General features: G+C 71.6%; 26 protein-coding genes and 1 riboswitch. Of the genes, 10 read left to right on the forward strand and 16 right to left on the reverse strand.

The window, feature by feature from the left end:
- Positions 1-20 precede the first annotated feature (20 nt).
- Positions 21-716, forward strand: coding sequence for a hypothetical protein (locus tag ACPU2J_RS15360; RefSeq protein ID WP_423833453.1), 696 nt, complete (start codon positions 21-23; stop codon positions 714-716).
- Positions 717-759: 43 nt separating this feature from the next.
- On the opposite strand, the gene ACPU2J_RS15365 is transcribed toward ACPU2J_RS15360, so the two are convergent.
- Together ACPU2J_RS15365 and ACPU2J_RS15370 are read right to left on the reverse strand one after the other, a co-directional pair.
- A complete protein-coding gene (locus ACPU2J_RS15365) occupies positions 760-1,035 on the reverse strand; it encodes a DUF4031 domain-containing protein (RefSeq protein WP_365083075.1) in 276 nt (91 codons plus the stop codon).
- A 7-nt stretch (positions 1,036-1,042) separates the two neighbouring features.
- Positions 1,043-1,417, reverse strand: a complete 375-nt coding sequence (locus tag ACPU2J_RS15370; protein ID WP_420080416.1) for a hypothetical protein — start codon at positions 1,415-1,417, stop codon at positions 1,043-1,045.
- 209 nt (positions 1,418-1,626) lie between these two features.
- Here ACPU2J_RS15370 and murQ point away from each other — a divergent pair, with 209 nt between their 5' ends.
- Positions 1,627-2,556, forward strand: coding sequence for an N-acetylmuramic acid 6-phosphate etherase (gene murQ / locus ACPU2J_RS15375; RefSeq protein ID WP_420080415.1), 930 nt, complete (start codon positions 1,627-1,629; stop codon positions 2,554-2,556).
- A 28-nt stretch (positions 2,557-2,584) separates the two neighbouring features.
- Positions 2,585-4,144 carry a PTS transporter subunit EIIC gene (locus tag ACPU2J_RS15380; protein WP_423833454.1) on the forward strand — a complete coding sequence of 520 codons (1,560 nt, stop codon included), beginning with the start codon at positions 2,585-2,587 and terminating at the stop codon, positions 4,142-4,144.
- Between the two features lie 45 nt (positions 4,145-4,189).
- Here ACPU2J_RS15380 and ACPU2J_RS15385 read toward each other — a convergent pair whose 3' ends face one another.
- From ACPU2J_RS15385 to ACPU2J_RS15395, 3 genes are all read right to left on the reverse strand, one after another.
- Positions 4,190-4,924 (reverse strand): hypothetical protein, encoded by a 735-nt coding sequence (locus ACPU2J_RS15385; protein WP_423833455.1) that lies wholly within the window; start codon positions 4,922-4,924, stop codon positions 4,190-4,192.
- A gap of 67 nt (positions 4,925-4,991) precedes the next feature.
- A complete protein-coding gene (locus ACPU2J_RS15390) occupies positions 4,992-7,370 on the reverse strand; it encodes a site-specific integrase (protein WP_423833456.1) in 2,379 nt (792 codons plus the stop codon).
- Positions 7,371-7,473: 103 nt separating this feature from the next.
- Positions 7,474-8,676: a tyrosine-type recombinase/integrase gene (locus ACPU2J_RS15395; RefSeq protein WP_423833457.1), complete on the reverse strand. Its 1,203-nt coding sequence runs from the start codon at positions 8,674-8,676 to the stop codon at positions 7,474-7,476.
- A 246-nt stretch (positions 8,677-8,922) separates the two neighbouring features.
- Between ACPU2J_RS15395 and ACPU2J_RS15400 the strand changes: the two genes are divergently transcribed.
- Positions 8,923-9,054 carry a hypothetical protein gene (locus ACPU2J_RS15400; protein WP_423833458.1) on the forward strand — a complete coding sequence of 44 codons (132 nt, stop codon included), beginning with the start codon at positions 8,923-8,925 and terminating at the stop codon, positions 9,052-9,054.
- A gap of 32 nt (positions 9,055-9,086) precedes the next feature.
- Here the strand turns inward: ACPU2J_RS15400 and ACPU2J_RS15405 are convergent, their stop codons facing one another.
- Together ACPU2J_RS15405 and ACPU2J_RS15410 are read right to left on the reverse strand one after the other, a co-directional pair.
- The gene (locus ACPU2J_RS15405) at positions 9,087-9,806 is read right to left on the reverse strand and encodes a hypothetical protein (RefSeq protein ID WP_420080412.1); all 720 of its coding nucleotides are present in this window, start codon (positions 9,804-9,806) and stop codon (positions 9,087-9,089) included.
- Positions 9,803-10,021 carry a hypothetical protein gene (locus tag ACPU2J_RS15410; protein ID WP_361595945.1) on the reverse strand — a complete coding sequence of 73 codons (219 nt, stop codon included), beginning with the start codon at positions 10,019-10,021 and terminating at the stop codon, positions 9,803-9,805. Before ACPU2J_RS15410 ends, ACPU2J_RS15405 begins: the two co-directional genes overlap by 4 nt.
- A 115-nt stretch (positions 10,022-10,136) precedes the next feature.
- Here ACPU2J_RS15410 and ACPU2J_RS15415 point away from each other — a divergent pair, with 115 nt between their 5' ends.
- Positions 10,137-10,973 carry a helix-turn-helix domain-containing protein gene (locus ACPU2J_RS15415; protein WP_423833459.1) on the forward strand — a complete coding sequence of 279 codons (837 nt, stop codon included), beginning with the start codon at positions 10,137-10,139 and terminating at the stop codon, positions 10,971-10,973.
- A complete protein-coding gene (locus ACPU2J_RS15420) occupies positions 10,957-11,211 on the forward strand; it encodes a DUF397 domain-containing protein (RefSeq protein ID WP_423833460.1) in 255 nt (84 codons plus the stop codon). The genes ACPU2J_RS15415 and ACPU2J_RS15420 overlap by 17 nt, the downstream gene beginning before the upstream one ends.
- Here ACPU2J_RS15420 and ACPU2J_RS15425 read toward each other — a convergent pair.
- Both ACPU2J_RS15425 and ACPU2J_RS15430 read right to left on the reverse strand, forming a co-directional pair.
- Positions 11,198-12,598 (reverse strand): PQQ-binding-like beta-propeller repeat protein, encoded by a 1,401-nt coding sequence (locus ACPU2J_RS15425; RefSeq protein ID WP_423833461.1) that lies wholly within the window; start codon positions 12,596-12,598, stop codon positions 11,198-11,200. The two genes, ACPU2J_RS15420 and ACPU2J_RS15425, sit on opposite strands and share 14 nt — an antisense overlap.
- Positions 12,599-12,651: 53 nt before the next feature.
- A complete protein-coding gene (locus ACPU2J_RS15430; RefSeq protein WP_420080408.1) occupies positions 12,652-13,833 on the reverse strand; it encodes a S8 family peptidase in 1,182 nt (393 codons plus the stop codon).
- 361 nt (positions 13,834-14,194) lie between these two features.
- Between ACPU2J_RS15430 and ACPU2J_RS15435 the strand changes: the two genes are divergently transcribed.
- The 3 genes from ACPU2J_RS15435 to ACPU2J_RS15445 all read left to right on the forward strand — a co-directional run bounded on the left by ACPU2J_RS15435 (position 14,195) and on the right by ACPU2J_RS15445 (position 17,331).
- Positions 14,195-14,560 (forward strand): protease inhibitor I9 family protein, encoded by a 366-nt coding sequence (locus tag ACPU2J_RS15435; RefSeq protein WP_420080407.1) that lies wholly within the window; start codon positions 14,195-14,197, stop codon positions 14,558-14,560.
- Between the two features lie 77 nt (positions 14,561-14,637).
- Positions 14,638-16,263, forward strand: a complete 1,626-nt coding sequence (locus tag ACPU2J_RS15440) for a serine/threonine-protein kinase (protein ID WP_423834970.1) — start codon at positions 14,638-14,640, stop codon at positions 16,261-16,263.
- Positions 16,264-16,374: 111 nt separating this feature from the next.
- Positions 16,375-17,331: a S41 family peptidase gene (locus ACPU2J_RS15445; protein WP_423833462.1), complete on the forward strand. Its 957-nt coding sequence runs from the start codon at positions 16,375-16,377 to the stop codon at positions 17,329-17,331.
- Here the strand turns inward: ACPU2J_RS15445 and ACPU2J_RS15450 are convergent.
- From ACPU2J_RS15450 to thrC, 7 genes are all read right to left on the reverse strand, one after another.
- Positions 17,279-17,881 carry a phosphoribosylanthranilate isomerase gene (locus ACPU2J_RS15450; protein ID WP_389078344.1) on the reverse strand — a complete coding sequence of 201 codons (603 nt, stop codon included), beginning with the start codon at positions 17,879-17,881 and terminating at the stop codon, positions 17,279-17,281. The two genes, ACPU2J_RS15445 and ACPU2J_RS15450, sit on opposite strands and share 53 nt — an antisense overlap.
- 37 nt (positions 17,882-17,918) lie before the next feature.
- Positions 17,919-18,461: a hypothetical protein gene (locus ACPU2J_RS15455; protein WP_423833463.1), complete on the reverse strand. Its 543-nt coding sequence runs from the start codon at positions 18,459-18,461 to the stop codon at positions 17,919-17,921.
- 26 nt (positions 18,462-18,487) lie between these two features.
- A complete protein-coding gene (locus ACPU2J_RS15460; protein WP_423833464.1) occupies positions 18,488-19,063 on the reverse strand; it encodes a hypothetical protein in 576 nt (191 codons plus the stop codon).
- 126 nt (positions 19,064-19,189) lie between these two features.
- Positions 19,190-20,809 carry a chaperonin GroEL gene (gene groL / locus ACPU2J_RS15465; protein WP_420080402.1) on the reverse strand — a complete coding sequence of 540 codons (1,620 nt, stop codon included), beginning with the start codon at positions 20,807-20,809 and terminating at the stop codon, positions 19,190-19,192.
- 327 nt (positions 20,810-21,136) lie between these two features.
- Positions 21,137-21,343, reverse strand: coding sequence for a cold-shock protein (locus ACPU2J_RS15470; protein WP_030009783.1), 207 nt, complete (start codon positions 21,341-21,343; stop codon positions 21,137-21,139).
- Between the two features lie 408 nt (positions 21,344-21,751).
- Positions 21,752-22,030, reverse strand: a complete 279-nt coding sequence (locus ACPU2J_RS15475) for a MoaD/ThiS family protein (protein WP_361595909.1) — start codon at positions 22,028-22,030, stop codon at positions 21,752-21,754.
- Positions 22,031-22,065: 35 nt separating this feature from the next.
- Positions 22,066-23,340: a threonine synthase gene (gene thrC / locus ACPU2J_RS15480; RefSeq protein WP_420080401.1), complete on the reverse strand. Its 1,275-nt coding sequence runs from the start codon at positions 23,338-23,340 to the stop codon at positions 22,066-22,068.
- Between the two features lie 17 nt (positions 23,341-23,357).
- Positions 23,358-23,515, reverse strand: a riboswitch (SAM riboswitch).
- Between the two features lie 184 nt (positions 23,516-23,699).
- Between thrC and ACPU2J_RS15485 the strand changes: the two genes are divergently transcribed.
- Positions 23,700-24,650, forward strand: coding sequence for a glucosyl-3-phosphoglycerate synthase (locus tag ACPU2J_RS15485; protein WP_361596092.1), 951 nt, complete (start codon positions 23,700-23,702; stop codon positions 24,648-24,650).
- The last annotated feature ends 2 nt before the right edge of the window (positions 24,651-24,652 follow it).

A 24,652-nucleotide genomic window follows, 5' to 3' on the forward strand; every position in this document is an offset into this window, starting at 1 on the left:
CGCGTTCCTAGGATCGGGGCATGATCATCAACAAGCCCCGCTTAGCGCGCACCCTGTCCGCCGCCACCGCCTGCCTGACGCTCGGCGCGCCGGCGCTGCTGCCGTCCGCCGCCCACGCCGCGCCGACGGCCTCCGCCACGACCGTGCTCTCCCCCGCCGGACACCGCTTCGCCGCCGTCGCCGAGGGGGCCGTCGTCCTCGAAGCCGGGCCGATCGTCGTCACCTGCACGACCTCCTCCACCCTCCCGGGCGCCGAAGGACGCAACACCCTTCCCGACGCCCCCGGACCGGCCGGCCCCGCGAGCGTCCGCATCAGCCCGCCCGTCTTCAAGGACTGCACCACCGACGCACCCGGCCTGCGCATCGCCGTGGACACCAACGAGCAGGCGGGCCCCTGGCAGGTCGTCCTGCGGCACGGCTCCCCCACCACGGCCCGGCTGTCCATCCCCACCGGCGGCTTCGTGCTGCGCACCAGCGGCCTGCTGGCCTGCACCGCGCTCGCCGCCCCCACCGCACCGGCCACCGCCGACGGCACCTGGGACGACCGGGCGGCCCCCGCGGACCCCGCGCTGGTCCTGGACCGGGCCCCGATCCCGGTGAAGGTGACGGGCTCCTTCTTCTGCGGCACCTCGGTCACCACCGCCACGATCACCGCGCACTACGCGGTCCACGACACCACCGACCCGGCCCGGCGCATCACGGTCACCGGATCCTGAGACCCGGACCGCTCCGGGGCCGGACGGACCCTGGCTCGTATCCCTAGGCGGCGGGCGCCGGACGGCCCTTCGGGCGGCGCAGCCCCGCCGCCGTGAGTCGGCGCACCAGCTCCTTGCTGCCGACCTCCACCGCGCCCGCCCCGACGGCGTCCGCGTACCGGTACGAGGGCACGTCGTAGTGGTCCCGCTCGAAGGCCCGCGCCGGGCATCCGATGGACGCCGCGAAGGCGTGCAGCTCCTCGTACGAGACGTCGCTGACCAGGTGCGACCACATGCGGCCGTGGCCGGGCCAGGTCGGCGGGTCGATGTAGACGGTCACCGGCCGCTCACCGCGCGCCGAGGACCGGGCCGAGCCCGCCGACCGCGGCCACTCTCACGCCCGCCTCCGAGCACACCCAGTGCGGGTCGGGTCCGAGCTCCGGCTCCACGTCCAGGGCGTGCGGATCGCCGTGGCTGCAGACCGGGCACAACGGCCAGCGGCCGTACTTCTCCAGCAGCGCGTCCTGCACGTCCTGGGCGACGAGCCCGGGCAGGTAGTCGACACCCTCGGGCCACTGCTCCACCCACCACCGGCGGTGCGTGACCGAGTCCTCGACGAGGGAGACGACGTCGGCATCCGCGACCTGACCGGCGGCGAGATCGGCGAGCACGAGTGCACGGGCGACGTGCAGCGCCTGTTCCAGGGGGGTCGTAGGGTCCATGGGGCCATTGTGGACCTGCCCGGCGCCGCTGACGAAGGCCCTCCTTCCCCGGGAACCCCGCCGGCCCCTCGTGAACCTTGTGGCGGATTGACCACCACCCCGCCCGAAAATAGCTTTTCAGGCGTGACCGAGGAGCCGAGGGAGACGTCCGGCCGCCCGGGCCGCCGTCCGCCCGGCGGCCCGCCCGCGACCCGCCGGAGGCACCGTCCATGACCGCGTACGCCGAACTCCGCGCCCAGCTCGACACCCTCACCACCGAGGCCTTCCGCCCCGAACTCGCCGAGATCGACCGGCTGTCCACGCTCGACCTCGCCCGCACCATGAACGCCGAGGACGCCACCGTCCCCGCCGCCGTCGCCGCGCAGCTCCCCCGCATCGCCGACGCGATCGACGCGATCGCCGCACGCATGGCCCGCGGCGGCCGGCTCGTCCACGCGGGCGCCGGCACCGCCGGCCGGATGGGCGTCCTCGACGCCAGCGAGTGCCCGCCCACCTTCAACACCGACCCGGCCGACGTCGTCGGCCTGATCGCGGGCGGCCCCTCCGCCATGTTCCGGGCCGTCGAAGGCGCCGAGGACTCCACCGAGCTGGCCCGCGAGGACCTCACCGCGCTGGCGATCGGCCCGGACGACACCGTGATCGGCATCTCCGCCTCCGGCCGCACCCCGTACGCCGTCGGCGCCGTCGCCTTCGCCCGCAGCCGCGGGGCGCTCACCGTCGGGCTGGCCTGCAACGCCGGATCCGCACTGGCCGCCGCGGCCGACCACGGCATCGAGGTCGTCGTCGGCCCCGAGCTGCTCACCGGATCCACCCGGCTGAAGGCCGGCACCGCGCAGAAGCTCGTCCTCAACCTCATCTCGACGATCACGATGATCCGCCTGGGCAAGACCTACGGGAACCTCATGGTCGACATGCGCTCCACCAACGACAAGCTGCGCGCCCGCGCCCGCCGCATCGTGGCCCTGGCCACCGGAGCCCCCGACGAGGAGATCGAGGCGGCGCTGGCCGCCACCGGCGGCGAGGTGAAGAACGCCATCCTCGTCGTCCTCGGCGGGGTCGACGGCCCCGAGGCCGCCCGGCTCCTCGCCGCCTCGCAGGGCCACCTGCGCCCGGCCCTCGCCGACGCCCGGACCCGCTGACCCCCACCCCCTACGGCAAGGCGACCCCATGTCCACTGACAAGCACCGCGCCACGGCCGCCGCGATCCTCCCCCTGGTCGGCGGTCCGGACAACATCGACTCCGTCACGCACTGCATGACCCGGCTGCGCATCGCGCTGCGCGACCGCTCGCTCGTCCGGGACGAGGCCCTCAGGGCCGTGCCGGGCGTCCTCGGCACCGTCGAGGACGACACCTACCAGATCGTGCTGGGGCCGGGCACGGTCGCCCGGGTGACCCCGGAGTTCGAGGCGCTGGTGGAGGAGGGCCGCACGGCCGCACGGGCCGCCGCCGGACCCGGTTCCGCAGCCGGACCCGCTCCCGCCGACGCCGACCCCGCCGGGCCGCGCCCCGCCGTCACCGCCGACGAACTGGCGGCGCAGGGAGCGGCGATGAAGGAGGCCCGCAAGGAACGCAACGCGACCCCCTTCAAACTCCTGCTGCGCCGGATCGCGAACGTCTTCGTCCCCCTGATCCCGGCGCTCATCGGCTGCGGCATCATCGCGGGCCTGAACGGCCTGCTGGCCAACCTGGGCTGGCTCCCCTCCGTCGTCCCCGCGCTCGCCGCGATCGCCTCCGGCTTCATGTCGCTGATCGCCGTGTTCGTCGGCCACAACACCGCCAAGGAGTTCGGCGGGACGCCGGTCATCGGCGGCGCGGTCGCCGCGATCATCGTCTTCCCCGGCGTTGCGAAGCTCACCGTCTTCGGGACGGAGCTCAGGCCCGGCCAGGGCGGCGTACTGGGCGCGCTGGCCGCCGCCCTGCTCGCCGTGTACGTGGAGAAGTGGTGCCGCACCTGGGTCCCCGAAGCCCTCGACGTCCTGGTCACCCCCACCCTGACCGTGCTCGTATCGGGCCTCGCGACCCTCTACGGGCTGATGTTCCTCGCCGGTGAGGCCTCCGCCGCCATCGGCACCTTCGCCGACGGGCTGCTTTCCACCGGCGGGGCCTTCGCCGGCCTGGTCCTCGGCGGGCTCTTCCTGCCGCTGGTGATGCTCGGCCTGCACCAGGCCCTGATCCCCATCCACACCACCCTCATCGAGCAGTCCGGCCACACCGTCCTGCTGCCCATCCTCGCCATGGCCGGCGCGGGCCAGGTCGGTGCGGCCATCGCCGTCTACTGCCGCCTCCCGCGCAACGGATCGCTGCGCGCCACCATCAGGTCGGCGCTCCCGGCCGGATTCCTCGGCATCGGCGAACCACTGATCTACGGCGTCTCCCTGCCCCTGGGCCGCCCGTTCGTCACCGCCTGCGTCGGCGGGGCGGCCGGCGGGGCCTTCGTCGGCCTCTTCAACCAGCTCGGCGTCTCCTTCGGCTCGACCGCCATCGGCCCGTCCGGCTGGGCCCTCTTCCCGCTCCTGGACGGCACCTCGGGCCTGGGCACCACCGTCGCGATCTACGCGGGCGGGCTGCTGGTCGGCTACCTCGCCGGCTTCGCCGCCACCTACTTCTTCGGCTTCACGCAGCTTCTCTGCACTTCACTCAATCAGCCTAGTGAAGAGGAGCAGTCCACTTCTGATGACCAGGTAACGAGTACAACAGCGGAAGAGGAAACAGTTCCCACGCGCTGAGCAAGTGGTGGCTGAGGCCGCCGGAGCATCGGCGCTGCGGCGGCCTCAGCCAGTAGATCCCCAGTTGCGCCGCTTCTTGACCTTCGGCACAGGCATGTCAGGATCCGTGAAGAGAGGCCCTTGCATGGTCTGCAGAATGATCACAGCATCGCTGGCGATGTCGGCGCGCGCATAGCCCGTAGCGGCGTCCAGGTGCAAAGTCGTTGCTCCCCGCACCGGCTCTTCTGCCTCCCGTACTTGCATCCGGCTCCAGTGAACCTGCGGCAGCCTCTCGGAGTCGGGCGTGAACTCGTAGACAGCGTGATCAAAGATCAGCAGTCCGTCGATCAGGGGCTCCCCCTCCTTGATCGGGTGCAGGATGCAGGCGAAGGCGATGGGCCGCTCCTGCCACCACCCGATGACGGTGCTGGATCGCTCCCAGCCTGAAGCGATGCGCTCATTCAGCAGTTTCGCAGTCCCCCATGCCCGGACCAGGCTGCCCCGAACACCATGCTGGGCCGCGAACTGATCGAGTGCCGTGCGGATCGCCTCCTGAATCTCGGCATCAAGCAGGTCAACCCCGCCGGCGTTGCGGCCAGCAATCGGCACAGAGTTGTTGTGAACAATCGCTACGTAGGCCACCTGCTCCCACGTCGCCGCAGGGGCGATCTGCGTAGTACGCAAGACGTCCAGGTGGCGACGTACCAGTGCCTGATAGAACCGCCTGGTTGTCCTCCTCCTGCCCGGCAGATCCGTGATCCAGTCCGGTCCAGTGCTCTTGCGTCGGCTAAACAAGGCCACGCTCGATCGCCTCCCCAGCTCTCAGCCCCACCCCCAGAGGCGTGTCGGCTGATTATGATCCTCTCGTTCACCGGCCCACAGAGCGGGGGCGCGGCAAGCCGAGATCCACCACGGTCCGCTGAGCAGTCCGAGCCGCCTCGGCCTGCTTGGTCCGCAGGAACATCAGCGTCATGTCGATTCCGTCGATCTCGCCGAGCCACTGCTCCTCTTCCGCCCTCTTACGGCGCAGAAGGAGGTCCTTCTCCAGCTCCACGAGCCGTGGCAGCATCTTGGGATTGATCTGGAGCATGGGGCAGCGGATGCAGGCGTGCTCGTGCTGGCAGGGCGTCCCGTAGGGACGCGCGCAGTTGCCCAGCTCGACCTTGCGCTTGTCGAAGTGCTCCTCGAACTCGTCCCATTCCTGTGGTGTGACCTCGCCGTATTCCGCCTCTGGCCTCAGAGATCGCCGGTGGTTCAGGAAGGCCTGGTAGTGGCCGACAACGTCCTCTGCGAACACCGCGACGTAACCCTGAGTCGTCTGCAGATTGAGGTGTCCGAGCAGGGCTGCGCCGATGTGGATCGGCAGGCCCCCGTTGACAACCTCGGTAGCGAACAGCCGACGGAAGTCATGCGGGGTGAACTTCAAGCCCTCGAAGGCCAGGTTGGTCTCGGCCAGCTCTTTGCAGCTGCGGCCAAGCATGTTCAGCACCGTTGCGCCAGACATGACTCCCATCGCGGTCCCTAGGTGTCGCTGCATGAGGAAGGGCATCGGTTCCGACCACGTCCGTTCGTGCGGGTCGTACCGGGTCACCAGGGGGACGATCCTGCCATTGCGTGTATGGCGGCGAAGGATTTGTGCAACAGCGTGGAACAGCTCGGCCGACATCGGAATCACCCGCTCACGCTCGCTCTTCGACGGCGCGACCACCAACAGGGCGATGACCTCGCCGTTCGGCCTTTGGTACTGCCGGATGCTCAGGTGCGTGAGCTCGCAGAGCTCCTCGACCCGGATGCCACTGTGTCGCAGCACCTCAACCGCTGCCCACTCCCAGAAGGCGGAGTCCTCAGCAACGGTCACGTTGATCCGCTCACCCGACTCTTCGTCCGTGATCCGCACAGCTGGCTCCGCCTCCATCGCGGCCATGCGCCGGTCATAGTCAGAATTTCGGCGCAGGTAGCGGCGCCCTTGGTGGATGAACTCCTCACCGAGCGCGATCGGGCGAGCGGCGTGCAGCAGGCCGGCGTAGAACTCGTGTCGTGCTTCGACGTGGGCCACCAGCGCGGGCAGCAGGGGCTGGCGGACCCTGACTCGGTCCGCCATTCGCCGGTTGATCTCCCGCCTGCGCTTCCCGAACCCCTTCAGATCCTGCGGACGGATGGGGCACGGAACGACCCACTGCGCCCACCGCTCCGGCTCTTCGACCGCCCAGCTGTGCAAGTCAACGTAGAGTCCGCGAACGGCAAGGAGGATGGACTCCGGATCCATACGCTTCCTCAGCTCCTGGCCACGACCCGTGGTGCACGTCTGCAGTTCAGCTCGCCACTGGTCGTAGAGGTCCGGGCCGAGGAGCAGGTCAGGGTGGCCGGGGCTTAGCTCCTCGATCTTGGCCCAGAAATGCTTCGCCAGATTCCGGGCGAGGCCCTCGATGGTGATGTAGTCCGTCTCCGCCCTCCTGCGGGTCAAATAGTCGATCAACAACTGCCGGACCGCGAGGCTTTGGATCGCGTAACGGTCCACCAGTTCCTCGATCGTCCGCTGGCCGCTGTACACAAACGTCCTGAGCGTCGGTGGCGTCTCAGCCGGGAAGTGCCCCATGGCGTGGAGCATCTGCCAGGCACCGAGGGCAGCGAAACGGTTGTGGTTCTTGTTGGCCCCGTGGGTCAGCCCGAGACGCTTCGACTCCAGCGAGTAGTGCAGCAGAGCCGCGGGCGTCAGATGTTGGAGTGCGATGCCCTGAGTCGTCAGCGCGCAGGTGAGATCGAACTTCGCACGTGCCTTGTGGACGTGTCCCATCGTGGGGTGTCCGTCAACGGCCTCGAAGAACCGGTCGAGGAGTGGGTCGTTCTGGATCTCCCGGAAGGGCTCGGCGTATCGCGTGAACTTGTTGGCTCGGAAGCCGGAGACCGACGGCTGGATCACCCGAAGACAGAAGGTCATCTTGGCGGCCGTGATCAGGTCAAAGCCGTCAAACTTAGATCCCTCGCGCGCGAGAATGTTGACCGAAGGTGCGTTCTCGCCGTCAAAGCCGCTGGCCTCCCACCGCTGCTGCCAGGTCTCCCCTGGCAGCGTCTCCAGGTGAGCGAGCAACATGCTCATCCCGCGCCGCCGCTTGTTCGCGTGGGAACGGTCCGAGCGGCCCTTGAGCGCTCCCGTCGCGATCTCCCGGACCTCCTCCAGCGTCGCCCGGGAGAGATCTCCGAACGGCGCCGGCGGGACCTCCGGCCTCGGTGCCGGTGCGGCCTTCACCGACGCGGTGGAGAAACGGCTCCTCGGTGCCTCCGGTCGTGCATCGTCTCGGTAAGTGGCGACTCGGCGATTGCGCGCCGTGTAGGTATCGGGAGTGTGACGGTTAGGCACCGAACACCGCCTTGAAGTCGTCCGCGTCGTATCCGGGCGCGATGCTGCGGACGACCTTGGGCCGGTTGTAATGCTCTTGCAGGGCATCGAAGAGGTCCTCGACGCGGGCGTTCAGGTAGCGGCCGGTGGTGGCCAGGTCCGCGTGTCGGAGGATCGCCCGCACCTCGGTCAAGGTCAGGTTGGGGTCGTTGGCCATGCGGCTGGCCGCCGTGTGGCGCAGATCGTGCAGCGTCCAGTTCGTGCCGATCTTCGTGTTCGCCCGCTGGATGACCCGCCGCATCGCCCAGTAGCTCAGTGGCTTGTCGGGGCCTCGGCGCGTCCGCAGCACGGGCTCGTGGGCGGCAGGCAGGCCGATGGAGTCGAGGTAGGCCGCGAGCACGATCAGGGCCTGCGGGCTGGCCGGTACTGGCTCCCGCTCCTTCGTCCCCTTTGAGATCACGTGGAAGACCTGCCCTGACCAGTCGATGTCAGCCGGAGTGACCCCTAGAAGCTCTTCGGCCCGAGCGCCACTGGAGACGTAGAGCAGGACGGCGGCCCGGTCCCGGTCATGGGTCATCGCTTCGAAGAACTCGTCCCACAGAGCATCCGGAATCGCCCTCGGATCGGTCTTCGGCACTCGCTGCCGCAGCCGTGCCCGCCGGAACGGCTGCGCCGGCTCGATCGGGCTTCGGTGTGCCAGCGCCCTGCGGCGCGCGAGGGACTCCGGAACGGGGTTCGTCAGCGGGCCGCGTCCGTAGTGGCGGTGGAAGGCGTAGAAGCTGCTGACCACGGTCAGGGCATGGTTGATTGTGCTCGGCGCATAGCCAGCCTGGAGGTACCGCTTACCCGTACGCGGGTTCGCCGACCCTGGCGGGGGCGATGCCGGGTTGGTCCGTCGCCGCTGCGGATTGGGCGCCGTACGGAGCCAGCCCACCAGGGCAGCGGCCTCCGCCTCGGACGCCTTGTCCCACGGCAGGTCGAGGAACCACAGCAGCCGGAACCAACGCAGCAGGTCATGCGCGTAGCTGCGGCCGGTCAGCGGGCTGTTGTCGCTGAGAGCCAGGTCGCGGAGGTACGAGAGCGCGGGCTCGACCACCTCCCCGGACGCGGTCAGGACGGCGTACGGCGGGTGCTGGGTCTCCAGCTTGGCCACCGACCCGAGGCGAGGCACATCGGCCCGGCCTTCGATCAGGTCGTGGTGGGGGTTCGGTTTCACGCGGGCTCTCCTTGAGCGGGGACACGTCGCCCTGCCCAACGAGCCGGAGAAGGTGCAGTTAACACACCAGATGCTGGCCGACCTCGACACCGGCCCGGACCCGACGCCACCCGCCCCGGCCACCCCCACGGACCCCGCCGACCCGGCGAAGACACCGGCCCTCACCTGAACCCCACCCGGCCGCCCGGGCCCGGACACCCGGTACCCGAGGCTGCATCTCCGTGAGGCCGCGGGCATGATCCACGGATGACCGACCCGATACCCGACGTGGTCCCCGCCGGGCGGATGTGCTCCGCCCCGCAGCCCGAACTCCCGCTCCCGGACGACACGGACGGCTGGCACGACGAGCACCTGCACGCCCGGCTCCGCACGGACTGACCCGCGGTCCGCGCACGGGGCGGGCCGCACCCTCAGGCGCCGTCCGCCCCCGCCCCCGCCGCCGTCCGCAGGACGGCGGTCAGGTCCTCCACCGAGTAGCCCACCTTCGGCCCGCGCTCCGCCGCCATCAGCAGCAACTGCCCGACGATCTCGGCACCCCAGCCGTCCGTACCGTCCGCCGACCACTCCCACAGCTCTTCCACGCACAGGTCGTTCATCAGCAGCCCGTGCTCCCCGCGCACCTCCGCGCACGTGGCGGCGACCGCGTCCAGCAGCCGCTCCCCCGGACGCTCGCAGCGCAGCCCGAAGCAGCCGTCGACGTCGTCGGCCACGCATCCCCGGGGCGGCCGCGCCCGGAGCGCCGCGTACCGCGGGTCCTCCCCGCCGGGCGGCCTGCCGTCCACAGGGTTGTGGACGAGGGTGAAGCGGTGCCACCCCGGCGGCGGAGGCGGCTGCGGCCGCCACCCCTTCACCCCGAACGCCTCCTGCACCAGCGCCGTCGCCTCGTCCGCCGTCTCCGCGGTCTCCCGCACCCGGGCCGTGCCGTCGTCACCGACCGCGTCCCACAGCCCGCTGCGCCCGTCCCGCGCCACCCGCACCGCCAGCCCCGCGCCGGGACGCCGCCACCCGGGCCGGACGAGCTCCTTCTCCAGCAGGCACAGCTTCCAGGCCAGCTCGAACTCCCAGCTGCGCGCCGCCTCGAAGAACCCCTCCAGCGCGGCCCCGACCCGGGGCCGGTCGCACTCGCTCACGGGCGGGCCCGCTCGTGCAGCACGGCGGCCAGCCGGAGGGCGGTGTCCAGGTTGCAGCGACCCAGGTCGACCAGCGGGAGGCCGTAGGTGCCGGCCGCGGAGACCCGTTCCACCCCCAGGGACGGGAAGGTCACGCCCACCCCGTCGAGCGCCGCCTTCAACTCCCGTACCGCCTCCTCGGCCGCCTGCATCCGTTCCGTGGGCGTGAGCACCATGACATGTCACCTTTCTACTCTGAGTGGTCGCGTTCTGCACACAGAGTGGCGAGGCGCTGGTTAGCCTTTCAAGGAAGCACCGAGAACAACCCCACCTGTTGGCCTTGGAGTTGCCGTGGCAGGTAAGAGCCTTGATCCCTCCTCCTCACCCCGCGCCCTCCTCGGCGCCGAACTGCGCGTCGCCCGCGAACGGGCCGGGCTGAGCCAGGCCGAACTCGGCGAACCGCTCTTCGTCAGCGGCTCGTTCATCGGCCAACTCGAAGCGGGCACCCGCCGGATGCACATCGAGTTCGCCCGCCAGATCGACGAGATCCTCGGCACGAACGGCTTCTTCGTCCGCAACTGCGGCGCGGCGGCCAAGTCGAAGTACCCGGACCACTTCGCGGCCGCGGCGGAGGCGGAGGCCCTCGCCACGGCGATCCGCGAGTACGCGCCCCAGCTGATCCCTGGGCTGCTGCAGACCGAGGCGTACGCGCGTGCCGTCTTCCGCGCCTACCAACCCACTGCACCGGCTCAGGTCATTGATGAGCTGGTCAAGAACCGGCTTGAGCGAGCGGCGCTGCTACTTGATCCAACAACCCCACTGTTTTGGTGTGTCCTGGACGAGGCGGTTCTCCGGAGGGCTGGGGGCGACAAAGCAGTGCTGGCGGAGGCCCTCCGACACGTTTCGTCCCTGATCCGCTCGCACCGGGTCATCGTGCAGGTGCTGTCCTTTCACGCAGGCCCACACGCCGCGATGGAAGGTTCGCTCAAGCTGATGTCCTTCCTTGATGCGCCCGCACTCGCCTACGTCCAAGGCATCGGAATGGGGCAGCTGTTCGACGATCCGGCCACGGTCGCTCACCACACGCTGGCCTACGATCTGCTCACAGCCAGCGCGCTCTCTCCACGCGAGTCGCTGTCCCTGATCGAGTCGGTGGCGGAGGAGTACGAGCATGACCAGCACGCCTGAATACGACCTGTCGACAGCCGTTTGGCACAAGTCCAGCTACAGCGGCGGTAGCGGCGGGGACTGCCTGGAGATGGCGACTTGGCGCAAGTCAACCTATAGCGGCGGAGACGGCGGCAACTGCGTCGAGGTGGCCGACGGGCGCCCCGGGGTCGTTCCCGTCCGGGACTCCAAGGTGCCGGACGGGCCCCACCTCGTCTTCGGCGGACCCGCCTGGACGGCGTTCCTCACCAGCCTCTGACCCGCGTCAGCGCCACGTACGACGGCAGTTCGCCCGCCGGGTCCAGGTTCACGAAGGTGTAGCCCTCCGTCCCGTCCGGGTAGATCTCGAACCGCCTGCCCAGCGGGACGTCCCGCAGGATCGTCGGCTCGGCCTTCGGCCTGCCCGTGTCCCCGGCCAGGTGCCACAGGTGCGTCCGTGCGGCGGTCGACGTCACGACGTCGACCCCGCCCGCGGCGCGGCCGCGCGCCAGGCCCAGGACGGTGGCCCCGTCGAGCGCGGCGTGCCACACCCGGCGGCCGTCCGTCAGGGAGTACGCGGAGACCCCCGGCACCTTCGACTTCACCGGGACGACCAGCAGGTCCCCGGCGACCACCGGTCCGGGGTCCGTCAGCAGGTCCTCCCGCGGGCCCGCCACCGGCACGGCCCCCCGTTCGCGTCCCGCGTCGTCGAACAGCAGCACCGACTCCCCCGCCCACAGCGCGAGCGGCCGTGCGGACAGCATCCGCAGGTCCGCCGACGGGCCCGTACGGAGCGGGGTGCGCCAGGCCGGGGTGCCGGTCCGGGCGTCCAGGGCGGTCAGGTGCGCCGACGGGCCGCCCGGGCAGTGCTCCACGTACAGGACGCGGTCGTCCGACGTGTCGAGGGCGTGGGCCCGGCAGCCGGCCGGCAGGGGGACCCGCCAGCGGTCGGCTCCGTCGCGCAGGCCGAGGCCGAGCAGGGCCCCGTCCGTGACGACCACGGCCGTGTCGGCGGCCACGGCGACGGGCGGGCTGCCGTCGACGGGAGCGGGAGCCGACGGGAACTCCTTGGCCCACAGCTCCTCGTTCTCCCGCGGGTCCACGGCCGACACCCGTGTCCCGCAGCCGCCCGGGGTGCGGGCGGCGGCCAGCAGGCCGGTGCCGTGGGAGAGGGTGCGGCTGAGCGCGCAGACGGCGGTGCCCTCGGCGGCCGCGATACCACCGGCCGTGCGGCCCTCGCCGTTGAAGCGGTACAGGCCGTCCGTGCGGGCCCGCACGAGGCCCGCACCCGGCAGCTGCCAGGCGCCGACGGGCCGGGCCGACTCCGGGTCCTCGCGCTGCCACCAGGTCCACGCGTACGCCTGCGGTCCGCGCATCGCCTCGTACGCCTGCCAGGCCGGCCACAGCGCGGCCAGCGCGAGGACGGCGGCCAGCCAGCCGGACAGCGCGCCCCGCGCGGCCCGGCGGCCGCGGGCCAGCAGGACGTACGCGAGCGGGACGAGGACGAGGGTGGCCGGCAGCAGCCGGTCCACCCCCCGGGTCCACTCGACGAACGCCATCCTGCCCAGCAGGACGAGGTACAGCGCGGCGACGGCGGCGACCGCGGCACCGCAGACGAACAGGGCGCGCGGCAGCCACCGGGCCCGCCCGGACGTGGAGTTGTGCATGATCGCCTCCTCGGGCGCAGCCTATGCGGCGCGCCCGAGGAGGGGCCGGCCGGTCAGAGGCCGCCGGTGAAGAGGAGCTTGTCGGGGCCGTTGTCGCTGAGGTTCTGGACGACGTCCTCCGTGGCCTCGTTCTTCAGGAAGTTCGCCACCTCGGCCGGACGGGCGCTGGGGTGCGCGGCCTTGTAGAGGGCGGCCACTCCGGTGACGTGCGGTGCGGCCATGGACGTGCCGTCGAGCGAGACGAGACCGCCGCCCAGCCGGGCGGAGACGATGTCCTGGCCGGGGGCGTAGAGGTCGAGCGCCTCGCCCCAGTTGGAGAAGTCGGTCTCCTGGTCGAAGCGGTTGGTGGCGCCGACCGTCACCGCGTTCGGGGTGGAGGCGGGCGAGACCAGGCGGGCGTCGCGGTTCTCGTTGCCGGCGGCGACGACCGGCAGCACGCCCCGGTCGAAGACGGCGGCGGTCGCGTTGTTGACCGCCTCGATGCGGTCACCGCCCAGGGAGGCGTTCAGCACGGCCGGCTGCCGGGCGTTCGTGGCCACCCAGTCCAGGCCCGCGATGATCCCCGACCAGGAGCCCCGGTTGTCGCAGCCCAGGACGCGGACGCTGACCAGGGTCACCTTGTGGGCGACACCGACGTTCGTGCCGCCGACCGTCCCGGCGACGTGCGTGCCGTGGCCGTGGCAGTCCTGGCCGTTGCGGCCGTCCCCGATGGCGTCGAAGCCGCGCAGGGCCCGGCCCGCGAACTCGGGGTGTGTGAAGTCGATGCCGCTGTCGACGATGAACGCCGCCACGCCCTGCCCGTTGGTGTTCGGGCTGTAGGCGTTGTCCAGGGGCAGCAGCCGCTGGTCGATGCGGTCCAGCCCCCAGGTGGTGGCGGGAGCCTTCGTCATGACCCCGTTCGCGGGGGCCGGCGGGCCGGTCACCATGGCGTCCTGCGTGACGGACTGCACGCCGCGGGTCTCCCGGACGGCCTTCAGCTGCCGGTCGGTGAGGGTGGCGGCGAAGCCGTTCAGGGCCGTCTCGTAGGTGAACTTCGCCCGCACCCCGACCGACTCCGCGATCTCCGCGGGGTCGGCCGACGCGGCCAGGGTGACGATGTAGCTGCCGGGAATGGCGTTGGCCGTGGTGACCAGCGGTGCCGGGGTCGGCTCCGGGGCGGCCGCGGCGGCCGTGCCGGCCGCGACCGGCGGGACGGTGAGCAGGGCCGCGGTGGCCAGGCGTGCGAGCAGGCGCATGGGGGAACTCCCTGACGGGCTTCGGACGATCGGTGGGGGGCGGCCGCACCCGCGGGGCGCCTTGGCGGGTGCGGCCTCTCCGTTCATCGGGGCGCCCTCCGGCGCGGCTTGAACGGACACCCCCGCCTGGCGGACCGTCGGGCACCCGGGCCGGTACGGCGTGGCGCACCACCGCAGAAAGGGTTGTCCCCCTGCACCGCCCGGCCCCGGCCCCGGCGGCGGGGGCGCCCGGAACCCGGACGAAGATCACCCGTACGGGCCCGGCCCGCCCCGGGGGCGCGCGGCGCAGTGCGCCCCCCGCGCCCCCGCCACACCCCCGGACCTCGTTGACCGGCACCCCGGCGCGTGATCACCTCCGGCCATGCGCACCCTTCCGACCAGGGCCCTTCCCTCGTCCCCCGTGTCCGTGGCCGTGGCCGCACTCGTCGCCGCCGCAGTCGTCGCCGTCCTGCCCGCGCCCGCCGCCACTGCCGCTGACGCTGACGCGCCGGAGCCCGTACGGCACGCGGCCCCCGCCGACCACGCCTCGTACATCGTCACCGTGCGCCGGGACCTCGACCCGGCCGCCGTGGCCCGCATGGTCGGCGCCGCCCCGCAGTACGTCTACCGGACCGCGCTGCACGGCTTCAGCGCCCGCCTCTCCCCCGGGCAGGTGGCGGCCCTGCGGGCGATGCCGGGCGTGGAGGCCGTCCGGGCGGACGGCCAGGTGTCCGGGTTCGGCACTTAGGGTGGTGCGGATCGGCTTGTCGGCCGGTGGTGGGGTGTGGTGGGGATCGGGTGGGTGTGGTGGGGGGCGTGTCCGGGGTGTTCGCGGGTGGGGTGTTCGAGCCGTTGCAGGGGGACGATCCTGCGGTGGTGGGGGGTTTCCGGCTGGTGGCGCGGCTGGGTGCGGGTGGTATGGGGCGGGTGTATCTGTCGCATACGGCCGGTGGGCGTCCGGTGGCGTTGAAGGTGGTGCGGGCGGAGCTGGCGGAGGACGTGTCGTTCCGGCGGCGGTTCCGGCGGGAGGTGGAGGCGGCGCGGCGGGTGCGGGGGGCGTACACGGCGGAGCTGATCGACGCGGACGCGGAGGGGGTGCCGCCGTGGCTGGCGACGGTGTACGTGCCGGGGCCGTCGTTGTCGGACGCGGTGGAGCGGCGGGGGCCGTTGCCGGTGGCGGCGGTGCTGTGGCTGATGGCGGGGGTGGCCGAGGCGTTGCAGGTGATCCATCGGGCGGGGGTGGTGCACCGGGATCTGAAGCCGTCGAACGTGCTGCTGGCGGCGGACGGGCCGCGGGTGATCGATTTCGGGATCTCGCTGGCGTCGGGGACGACGGCGGCGACCGCGACAGGTGATGCGATCGGCACGCCGCAGTACATGGCTCCGGAGCAGGCGCTGGCCGGGGAGACCTCGGCGGCCACGGACGTGTTCGCGCTGGGTCAGACGGCGGCGTACGCGTTGCTGGGGGAGGCGTTGTACGGGGGCGGGCCGGCGGTGGCGGTGCTGTTCCGGATCGTTCACGAGAGCCCGGACCTGACCCGGCTGCCCGCGCAGGTACGGCCGTTGATCGCCCGCTGCCTGGCCGCCGACCCCGCCGACCGGGCCACCCCCGCCGAGATCATCCGCTGGTGCCGACAGCAACTCGGCGAGGAGGTCCGCGCGGACGGCGGTCCGGCGGTGTGGCGGGAGGTGGCCGGACCCGAGGTGACCGTCCCGGCACCCCTCCCCGAACCCACCGCCGTCCACACGGTGTCCGTGCCCGCGCTGCCGGACTCCCCACGGGCCGCGGCGCCGTCGGCCCCAGCGCCGTCGGCCCCTGCGCGGCGGCGCGGGCGGCGCACCGCGCTGATCGCCGCGGCGGCGGTGGCCGTCGCCGCCCTCACCACGGCCGGACTCGTCCGCCACTTCGGCGGCTCCGGAGACGGCGGCGCGCAGGGCGGGCCCGCCGCGGCCTCGGCGCGGACCCCGGCCGCGTCGGCTCCGGGAACCACCGGCGCGGTGCGGGACGGGACCCGGCCCCAGGACGCCGCGGCCGCGCCCACCCCGGCCCCCACGGAGCCCAAGGCCGAACCGCAGCCCGGGCAGCGGCTGGACGAGGAGAACTCGATCGGTGTGACGGAGCCGGCCCTCCGCCGGGACCGCAGCGGCGAAGTGCTCATGGACTGCTCCGACCCCGGCTGCGCCCTGGTGAGCGAGACGAGCGTGATCACCCGGCTGAAGGGCGGCCCGCACGGCACCCTCGACGCCTGCCGGGCCTCCCTGGCCGGGGCCACCGCGCGGCGCGCCTCCCTGGCCACGGCCGAGGAGGGCAGCGAGTTCTGCGTCCGCACCCCGGCCGGGGACGTCGCCCTGCTCGCCGTCCAGGTCAAGGCGATCGTGAACCTGGCCGGCTGGCCCGACCGGGTCACCATGGACATGACCGTCTGGCGGAAGGCGGCCGCACCCCTGTGACGCCCCGGATCCGGGCCGCGGGACGCGGGCGCGGCCGATTCCGCGGCCGCCGCCCGTGAGCACGGAAAAACCGCTGGGAGCAAGGGCGTTCGCGACCCGGCATGGCCCGCCGTGCCTCACAACGAAGAGATCATCGAACAGGCCCTGGGTCACATCGACGCGGGCTACGTCTTCCCCGAACGGACCCCGGAGATCGGCTCCGCCCTCCGCGGCCACCTCGCCTCCGGCGCGTACGACGGCCTGAGCGGACCGGACCTGTGCCGGACCGTCACCGCGCACCTCCAGGAGGTGTGCCCGGACAAGCACCTGCGCCTCCTGTGGGTCGACGAGCCCCTCTCCCTGGAACCGGAGGACCAGGACGCCGGCCGGGCCGCGTTCCTCGCCCTGCTCCGCGAGGAGAACCAGGGCGTACGCCGCGTGGAACGCCTCGACGGCGGCGTGGCCCTCGTCGAGATCACCCGCATATCCACCGCGGACGAGGGCGCGGCGGCCGTCGGCGCCGCCATGCAGCTCGCCGTCAACAGCTCGGCCCTGGTGCTGGACCTGCGCTCCTGCCTCGGCGGGGCACCGGAGGGCGCCGCCATGTGGTGCAGCTACTTCTTCCCCGACGACCAGGTCCACCTCAACGACATCCACGACCGGACGACCGGGACCACCCGCCAGTACTGGACCTCGGCCCACCTGCCCGCGCCCCGCTACCTGGGCCGCCCCGTGTACCTGCTGACCGGCCCCACCACCTTCTCCGGGGGCGAGGACGTCGCCTACACCCTCCAGGCGCACGGCCGGGCCACCGTCGTCGGCGAGACCACCCGCGGCGGCGCCCACCCCACCATCCGGCACACCGTCACCGAGCACATCCAGGTGACCGTGCCGATCGCCCGCAGCATCAACACCGTGACCGGCGGCAACTGGGAAGGCGTCGGCGTCCTCCCCGACCTCCCCGTCCCCGCCGACCAGGCCCTCGAAGCGGCCCTGAAGGCACTGCGCAGCGCCGTCTGGCCCCTGTCCGGAACGCCTAGGCCGAGCGCGCCGCCTCGACGAAGGCGCGGATCAGCTCGGGGGACTTGATCCCGCGCTCCCGCTCGACACCGCTGGAGACGTCCACGCCCCAGGCGCCGGTCGTCTCCAGCGCCTCGCGCACATTGCCCGGATGCAGCCCGCCGGCCAGCAGCCACCGGCCCTCGGGCGCGGTGAACCCGGCCGCTCCCCAGTTCCAGGGCTTCCCCGAACCCGGGTCGGGAGCGTCCAGCAGCAGCAGGTCCTCGCCGTACTCGCCGCAGCGCTCCACCTGCCGCGCGGTGGCCCGCAGCAGGACCCGGCCCCCGGCACGCAGCGCGGCGAAGTCCTCGGGGCCCTCCTCACCGTGCAGCTGCACGGCCCGCACACCGCTCTCCTCCGCGAACCGGCGGACCTCCTCGACGGACTGCCCGCGGAACACCCCGACGGTCAGCACCGCCTGAGGCACCCGGGCCGCCAGCTCGCGCGCCGTGGCGGCGTCGACCGTACGGGGACTGCCGGGCGCGAACACGAACCCCACGGCATCGGCCCCGGCCGCCACCGCGGCGTCGACGTCGGGCGCGGTCCGCAGCCCGCAGATCTTGACGAAGGTATCGGCCATGCGACCAGCCTATGCGGCCGCGCCCGCGCACCCGCCCTCAGCGGCCGACCTGTACGGGCCCCAGCACCGCCCCGCCGACGACCGCGGCGAGATGCGCCGCACCGGCCTCGTCGTCGTACCGGAGGTGCACGTACACCGTGTGCCGGCCGTCGGGATGCTCCCCGTTCACGTCCAGCTCCACGCGCTGGTCGGTCGGGTCGCCGTTCGGCGAGTGCGACGGTATCCCGGGGACGTACGGCCAGGCCCCGTACCAGAGCAGCGTGGCCGCGCCCTCGCCCAGCGCCCGCAGGAGCGCCCCCTCCACCGGGCCCGGAGCCGCGTACGAGTCCACGGTCAGCGGCAGCACCGCCGCCAGCTCCCGGTCGTCGCCCGGCAGCGCGGCCCCCAGGTACCAGGTGTCCGCCGCCCAGTCGTACGACGGCTCGAACATGCCGGTCGGCAGGAGCACCCCGAGCGACCGCGCCTCCGCGACGGTGGTCGCCTGCGCGCACAGCCACATCTCCGGTTCGAGCGGCCGCATCCGCCCGCACAGCACCCGGGCCCGCCGGTACGCCTCGTCGAGGTCGTCCGTCCGGTACACCGGGTACGCCCGCGAACCCCCCACCCTCAGCAGCCCTGCTCCGGTCCGCCGAGCACGGCCCCGCCGATCGCGGCGGCGAGCCGCTCGGCCCGGCCGGGGTCGCCGTGCTTGGTGACGTGGACGTAGAGCGTGTGGACCCCGGTGACCGGCTCGTACCACTCGCACGAGTCGCTGTTCAGGACCAGCTGCACTCCGTCGTACGCGGGCGAGGGAAACGATCCCTGCTCGGGCTCGTCGGGCCAGCACCCCGACCACCTCACCGACGCCGGCCCGGCGCCCACGGCCCGTACGAAGTCCTCGTCCCCGGCCCCGTCCGGCAGTTGCTCCTGGTGGAACCAGAGCGGCATCTCCGCCGCCAGCTCCGCGTCGGAGGCCGTCCGCACGTCCAGGTCGAAGTGGCCGCCGCGGCTCTCCGCGTGGTCATGGAGCGCCCCCGGCACCACGACGGCCATCCGCCGCAGGTCCGCGACCGTCAGCAGCACGGCCCCGACGTACACGTCCGCGTACCGCGTGGCCAGCAGCCCGCACAGATGTCGCGCCTTCGCGTACGCCTCGGCGGGATCGGTGGTGCGCAGCACGGGATAAGCGACGGAGGTGCCCATAGCCGTACGTTCACACGCCCCCACCCACCCCGGCCAGCGGTTTTCCCCGGCCCGGGAACGCCCGAGGGCGGCACCCCCGTCGGGGTGCCGCCCTCGGTCGAGAACAGCCGATCAGCCAGGGGCCGATCAGAAGTCCATGTCACCGCCCGGCATGCCGCCCGGAGCGGCCGCGGCCTTCTCCGGCTTGTCGGCGATGACGGCCTCGGTGGTCAGGAACAGCGCGGCGATCGACGCGGCGTTCTGCAGCGCGGAGCGCGTGACCTTCGCCGGGTCGATGATGCCCTCGGCGATCATGTCGACGTACTCGCCGGACGCGGCGTTCAGGCCGTGGCCGATCGGAAGGTTGCGCACCTTCTCCACGACGACGCCACCCTCGAGACCACCGTTGACGGCGATCTGCTTGAGCGGGGCCTCCAGGGCGAGCTTCACGGCGTTGGCGCCGGTCGCCTCGTCACCCTCGAGCTCCAGCTTGTCGAAGACCGCGGAGGCCTGCAGCAGGGCCACGCCACCACCGGCGACGATGCCCTCCTCGACGGCCGCCTTCGCGTTGCGGACGGCGTCCTCGATGCGGTGCTTGCGCTCCTTGAGCTCGACCTCGGTCGCGGCGCCGGCCTTGATGACGGCCACGCCGCCGGCCAGCTTCGCGAGGCGCTCCTGGAGCTTCTCGCGGTCGTAGTCCGAGTCGGAGTTCTCGATCTCGGCGCGGATCTGGTTCACGCGGCCCTGGACCTGGTCGCTGTCACCGGCACCGTCGACGATGGTCGTCTCGTCCTTGGTGATGACGACCTTGCGGGCGCGGCCGAGCAGGTCGAGACCGGCGTTCTCCAGCTTGAGGCCGACCTCCTCGGAGATGACGGTGCCACCGGTGAGGATGGCGATGTCGCCGAGCATGGCCTTGCGGCGGTCACCGAAGCCCGGGGCCTTGACGGCGACGGACTTGAAGGTGCCACGGATCTTGTTGACGACCAGGGTCGACAGGGCCTCGCCCTCGACGTCCTCGGCGATGATCAGCAGCGGCTTGCCGGACTGCATGACCTTCTCCAGGAGCGGCAGCAGGTCCTTGACCGAGCCGATCTTGGAGTTGACGATCAGGATGTACGGGTCGTCGAGAGCCGACTCCATACGCTCCATGTCGGTGGCGAAGTACGCCGAGATGTAGCCCTTGTCGAAGCGCATGCCCTCGGTGAGCTCGAGCTCCAGACCGAAGGTCTGGGACTCCTCGACGGTGATGACGCCTTCCTTGCCGACCTTGTCCATGGCCTCGGCGATGAGCTCGCCGATCTGGGTGTCGGCGGCGGAGATGGAGGCCGTGGAAGCGATCTGCTCCTTGGTCTCGACATCCTTGGCCTGGGCGAGCAGGGCGGCGGAGACGGCCTCGACGGCCTTCTCGATACCACGCTTGAGGGCCATCGGGTTGGCACCGGCGGCCACGTTGCGCAGGCCCTCGCGGACGAGCGCCTGGGCGAGCACGGTGGCGGTGGTCGTACCGTCGCCGGCGACGTCGTCCGTCTTCTTGGCGACTTCCTTGACCAGCTCGGCGCCGATCTTCTCGTACGGGTCCTCGAGCTCGATCTCCTTGGCGATGGAGACACCGTCGTTGGTGATCGTGGGCGCGCCCCACTTCTTCTCAAGGACGACGTTGCGACCCTTGGGGCCAAGGGTGACCTTGACGGCGTCGGCGAGCTGGTTCATGCCACGCTCGAGACCGCGCCGGGCCTCCTCGTCGAACGCAATGATCTTGGCCATCTGAAGTGGTCCTCCCGGACAGCGGTGGATTGCTCCCAGGACCGCGCCCGCGCCCGCGACGGACGGCCTGCGTGCCCGGCGGTTCCTTCCCGCCGGACCCTGCGGGCCTCACCGACCCGGTCCTCGTTCAGTAGCACTCTCACTCGGAGAGTGCTAACGCCAATGATTAGCACTCGACCCCTCCGAGTGCAAGCGGCTCGGGGGAACGGCCCGGCGGTACCGGGCGCACGCACGAGGGGCCCACACCCTGTGTCCAGGATGTGGGCCCCTCGAAGGTCTTCCAGGTCTGTGGTGAAGACCGTGCGTCGGTGGTCGATGCTCCCAGGACTAGCCGAGCGCGAGCTTGACCATGTCCGCCTGCGGACCCTTCTGGCCCTGCGAGATCTCGAACTCGACCCGCTGACCCTCTTCAAGGGTGCGGTACCCGTCCATCTGGATGGCGCTGTAGTGGACGAACACATCCGCACCACCGTCGACCGCGATGAAGCCGTAGCCCTTCTCCGCGTTGAACCACTTGACGGTGCCCTGAGCCATGCCTAACTCCCCTATTACTGGCCCTTGCGCGGGAACGCACTTCGCGTTCCCGGGTCAGAACTTGCGTCGGAACGCTTCGACCGAGGCTGAATGTATCTGCGCGAGTGCTGTCTGCAACAGGTCAATCCGACGAGAAATCTGGACACCGAGAAACATTGAAATAGAGTGAAAATTTGGCATATTGGCGGGCAACTCGGGCCCGGCATATCTCGCCAAAGCCCCATACCGCGCCTGCACATTGACCCGATGTCGACCCTCACGCGACCCGTTCATATGCGGCGGGCAAGTCCAGCGGAGGGGACTTCCCCAACTCTACCGTGCCCAATCAAGCAGAATCGCCCCCTCCGCTTTTAGCGGAGGGGGCGATTCTGGTTTGCGCGTGTCACCCGTCGGGTGAAACGGAAAGGGTCAGCAGCCGCCCGCGACGGCCGGAATGATCGAAACTCCGGCGCCGTCCGGCGTCACCGTCTGCAGCCCGCCCTCGAAACGCACGTCGTCGTCGTTGACGTACACGTTCACGAAACGGCGCAGTTTGCCCTGGTCGTCCAGGACGCGCGCGGCGATGCCCGGGTGGTTCTTCTCCAGGGACTCGATGACCTCGGCGAGGGTCGCGCCCTCGGCCGGGACCTCGGCCTGACCGCCGGTGTAGGTGCGCAGGATGGTGGGAATGCGGACGTTGACGCTCATGGCGCTACTGCCTTTCCGGTAGTGAGGAGAAGAGGTCAGGCCAGGCCGGCGGCGCGGAACGCGTCCAGGCTGGGGCGGATGGTGGCGGTCTGCCCGCTGTCCGCGGCCACCGCCTCCAGGGTCTTGAGGCCGTCGCCGGTGTTGAGGACGACGGTGGTCAGGGTCGGGTCGAGCTGCCCGTTCTCGATGAGCTTCTTCGTCACGCCGACGGTCACGCCGCCCGCGGTCTCGGCGAAGATGCCCTCGGTCTGCGCGAGGATCTTGATGGCCTCGACGACCTGCTCGTCGTTCACGTCCTCGACGAAGCCGCCGGTGCGGCGCGCGATGTCCAGGACGTACGGGCCGTCCGCCGGGTTGCCGATCGCGAGGGACTTGGCGATGGTGTTCGGCTTCTGCGGGCGGACCACGTCGTGACCGGCCTTGAAGGCGGTCGACACCGGGGAGCAGCCCTCGGCCTGGGCACCGAAGATCTTGTACGGCTTGTCCTCGACCAGGCCGAGCCGGATCAGCTCCTGCAGACCCTTGTCGATCTTCGTCAGCTGCGAGCCGGACGCGATCGGGATGACGAGCTGGTCGGGCAGCTGCCAGCCGAGCTGCTCGCAGATCTCGTACGCCAGGGTCTTGGAGCCCTCGCCGTAGTAGGGGCGGAGGTTGACGTTGACGAAGCCCCAGCCCTCGCCCAGCGGGTCGCCGATGAGCTCGGAGCAGAAGCGGTTGACGTCGTCGTAGTTGCCCTCGATGCCGACGAGGTCACCGCCGTAGACGCCGGCCATGACGACCTTGCCCTGCTCCAGGTCGTGCGGGATGAACACGCAGGAGCGGAAGCCGGCCCGGGCGGCCGCGGCGCCGACGGCGCCGGCCAGGTTGCCGGTGGAGGAGCAGGACAGGGTGGTGAAGCCGAAGGCGCGGGCGGCCTCGACGGCGATGGCCACGACGCGGTCCTTGAAGGAGTGCGTCGGGTTGCCGGAGTCGTCCTTGACGTACAGCTTGCCGGTGACGCCCAGCTCCTTGGCCAGGTTGGCGGCGTCGACGAGCTTGGTGAAGCCCGGGTTCAGGCTCGGCTTGGAGGCCACGTCGGCGGGGACGGGCAGCAGCGGCGCGTAGCGCCAGATGTTGTTCGGTCCGGCCTCGATCGCGGCGCGCAGGGCTTCGGGGTCGCCGGCGGGGAGGTCGTACGCGACTTCCAGGGGTCCGAAGCACTCGGCGCACGCGAAGATGGGACCGAGCTCGAAGCGGGTACCGCACTCGCGACAGGAGAGTCCGGCGGCAGGTCCGAGATCGACAGAGGTGGCGACAGTCTGTGCAGCCATGATGGCGAGGCCCTTTCTCCTCATCTTCCCCATGGCGCGTTTCGCCATGAGACGGAATTGGCACCTTCCCTAGCCGGGGACCTCGTCGACGAGCGCTGCTGCGCGATCGCGAGAACCGACTGGAGGGTTGCCGGGGCTTCAACGGGCCGTGTCCCTCTGCCCCTCTGGATGAGCGGTATGGCACCGGCACACGCGCTCTGTGGCGCGCCGGTGCGTTTGTACGCGGGGACCCCGGCATGCGGTGGTCCTTCGCGTTGTTCAAGACTGTAACCGAAGGGCCGGGCGGTTGAGACAGCTGTCCGAACCGCGAGATGGATCATATAAGCGGCAATACCGCCGACACGCAGGGAGTGCTGAGGGTGCTGGAAGAGGTGGAGCGCTGGCTGGCCGACCGCTCCTGGTCCGCCGCCGACCGACCGCTCGACCAGCTGCTCGACCGGAAACGGGCGGCAGGGACCACGGTCAGCGTGGTGCTGCCCGCGCTGGACGAGGAGGCGACGGTCGGCGCGATCGTCGAGACGATCCGGCGGGAGCTGATGGAGGACCTGCCGGTCCCCCTCGTGGACGAGCTGGTGGTGGTCGACTCGGGCTCCGGCGACCGGACCGCCGAGGTCGCGGCGAAGGCCGGCGCGCGCGTGGTGCACCGCGACGAGATCCTGCCGCGGATCCCGGCCGTGCCCGGCAAGGGCGAGGTGCTGTGGCGGTCGCTGCTGGTCACCGGCGGGGACGTCGTCTGCTTCGTCGACGCCGACCTGCGGGACTTCTCCGCCTCCTTCGTCTCCGGCATCGTCGGCCCGCTGCTGACCGACCCGGACGTGCAGTTCGTGAAGGCCATGTACGACCGGCCGCTGGGGGACGCCCCCGGACAGGGCGGCCGGGTCACCGAACTCGTCGCCCGCCCGCTGCTGAACCTGCACTGGCCGCAGCTGGCCGGCTTCGTGCAGCCGCTCGGCGGCGAGTACGCCGTGCGCCGCTCCCTGCTGGAGCGGCTGCCGTTCCCCGTGGGCTACGGGGTGGAGCTGGGGCTGCTGGTGGACGCGCTGCACACGGTCGGACTGGACGCGCTCGCCCAGGTGGACGTGGGCGTGCGGCTCCACCGCCATCAGGGTGGTCAGGCGCTCGGCCGGATGGCCGCGGCGATCTACCGGACCGCGCAGGTGCGGCTCTCGCGCGGGCATCTCGTACGCCCGGAGCTGACCCAGTTCGAGCGGGGCCCGGAGGGGTTCGTGCCGCGGACGTACCCCGTGGACACCGAGGAGCGGCCGCCGATGGCGGACGTCGAGGAGTACGCCCTGCGCGACGTGGCGTGACG

Source organism: Streptomyces manipurensis (assembly GCF_049570255.1).
Classification (GTDB): Bacteria; Actinomycetota; Actinomycetes; order Streptomycetales; family Streptomycetaceae; genus Streptomyces; species Streptomyces manipurensis.

What these genes read in the sequence shown, in the direction of transcription:
- ACPU2J_RS15370 (WP_420080416.1), bottom strand. Translation starts at nt 1,417, where the DNA reads ATGGACCCTACGACCCCCCTGGAACAGGCGCTGCACGTCGCCCGTGCA.
- thrC (WP_420080401.1), bottom strand. Translation starts at nt 23,340, where the DNA reads ATGGCTGCACAGACTGTCGCCACCTCTGTCGATCTCGGACCTGCCGCC.
- ACPU2J_RS15430 (WP_420080408.1), bottom strand. Translation starts at nt 13,833, where the DNA reads ATGCGCCTGCTCGCACGCCTGGCCACCGCGGCCCTGCTCACCGTCCCG.
- ACPU2J_RS15380 (WP_423833454.1), top strand. Translation starts at nt 2,585, where the DNA reads ATGTCCACTGACAAGCACCGCGCCACGGCCGCCGCGATCCTCCCCCTG.
- ACPU2J_RS15400 (WP_423833458.1), top strand. Translation starts at nt 8,923, where the DNA reads ATGACCGACCCGATACCCGACGTGGTCCCCGCCGGGCGGATGTGCTCC.
- groL (WP_420080402.1), bottom strand. Translation starts at nt 20,809, where the DNA reads ATGGCCAAGATCATTGCGTTCGACGAGGAGGCCCGGCGCGGTCTCGAG.
- ACPU2J_RS15425 (WP_423833461.1), bottom strand. Translation starts at nt 12,598, where the DNA reads ATGCACAACTCCACGTCCGGGCGGGCCCGGTGGCTGCCGCGCGCCCTG.
- murQ (WP_420080415.1), top strand. Translation starts at nt 1,627, where the DNA reads ATGACCGCGTACGCCGAACTCCGCGCCCAGCTCGACACCCTCACCACC.
- ACPU2J_RS15410 (WP_361595945.1), bottom strand. Translation starts at nt 10,021, where the DNA reads ATGGTGCTCACGCCCACGGAACGGATGCAGGCGGCCGAGGAGGCGGTA.
- ACPU2J_RS15470 (WP_030009783.1), bottom strand. Translation starts at nt 21,343, where the DNA reads ATGGCTCAGGGCACCGTCAAGTGGTTCAACGCGGAGAAGGGCTACGGC.
- ACPU2J_RS15450 (WP_389078344.1), bottom strand. Translation starts at nt 17,881, where the DNA reads ATGGCCGATACCTTCGTCAAGATCTGCGGGCTGCGGACCGCGCCCGAC.
- ACPU2J_RS15360 (WP_423833453.1), top strand. Translation starts at nt 21, where the DNA reads ATGATCATCAACAAGCCCCGCTTAGCGCGCACCCTGTCCGCCGCCACC.
- ACPU2J_RS15435 (WP_420080407.1), top strand. Translation starts at nt 14,195, where the DNA reads ATGCGCACCCTTCCGACCAGGGCCCTTCCCTCGTCCCCCGTGTCCGTG.
- ACPU2J_RS15420 (WP_423833460.1), top strand. Translation starts at nt 10,957, where the DNA reads ATGACCAGCACGCCTGAATACGACCTGTCGACAGCCGTTTGGCACAAG.
- ACPU2J_RS15475 (WP_361595909.1), bottom strand. Translation starts at nt 22,030, where the DNA reads ATGAGCGTCAACGTCCGCATTCCCACCATCCTGCGCACCTACACCGGC.
- ACPU2J_RS15460 (WP_423833464.1), bottom strand. Translation starts at nt 19,063, where the DNA reads ATGGGCACCTCCGTCGCTTATCCCGTGCTGCGCACCACCGATCCCGCC.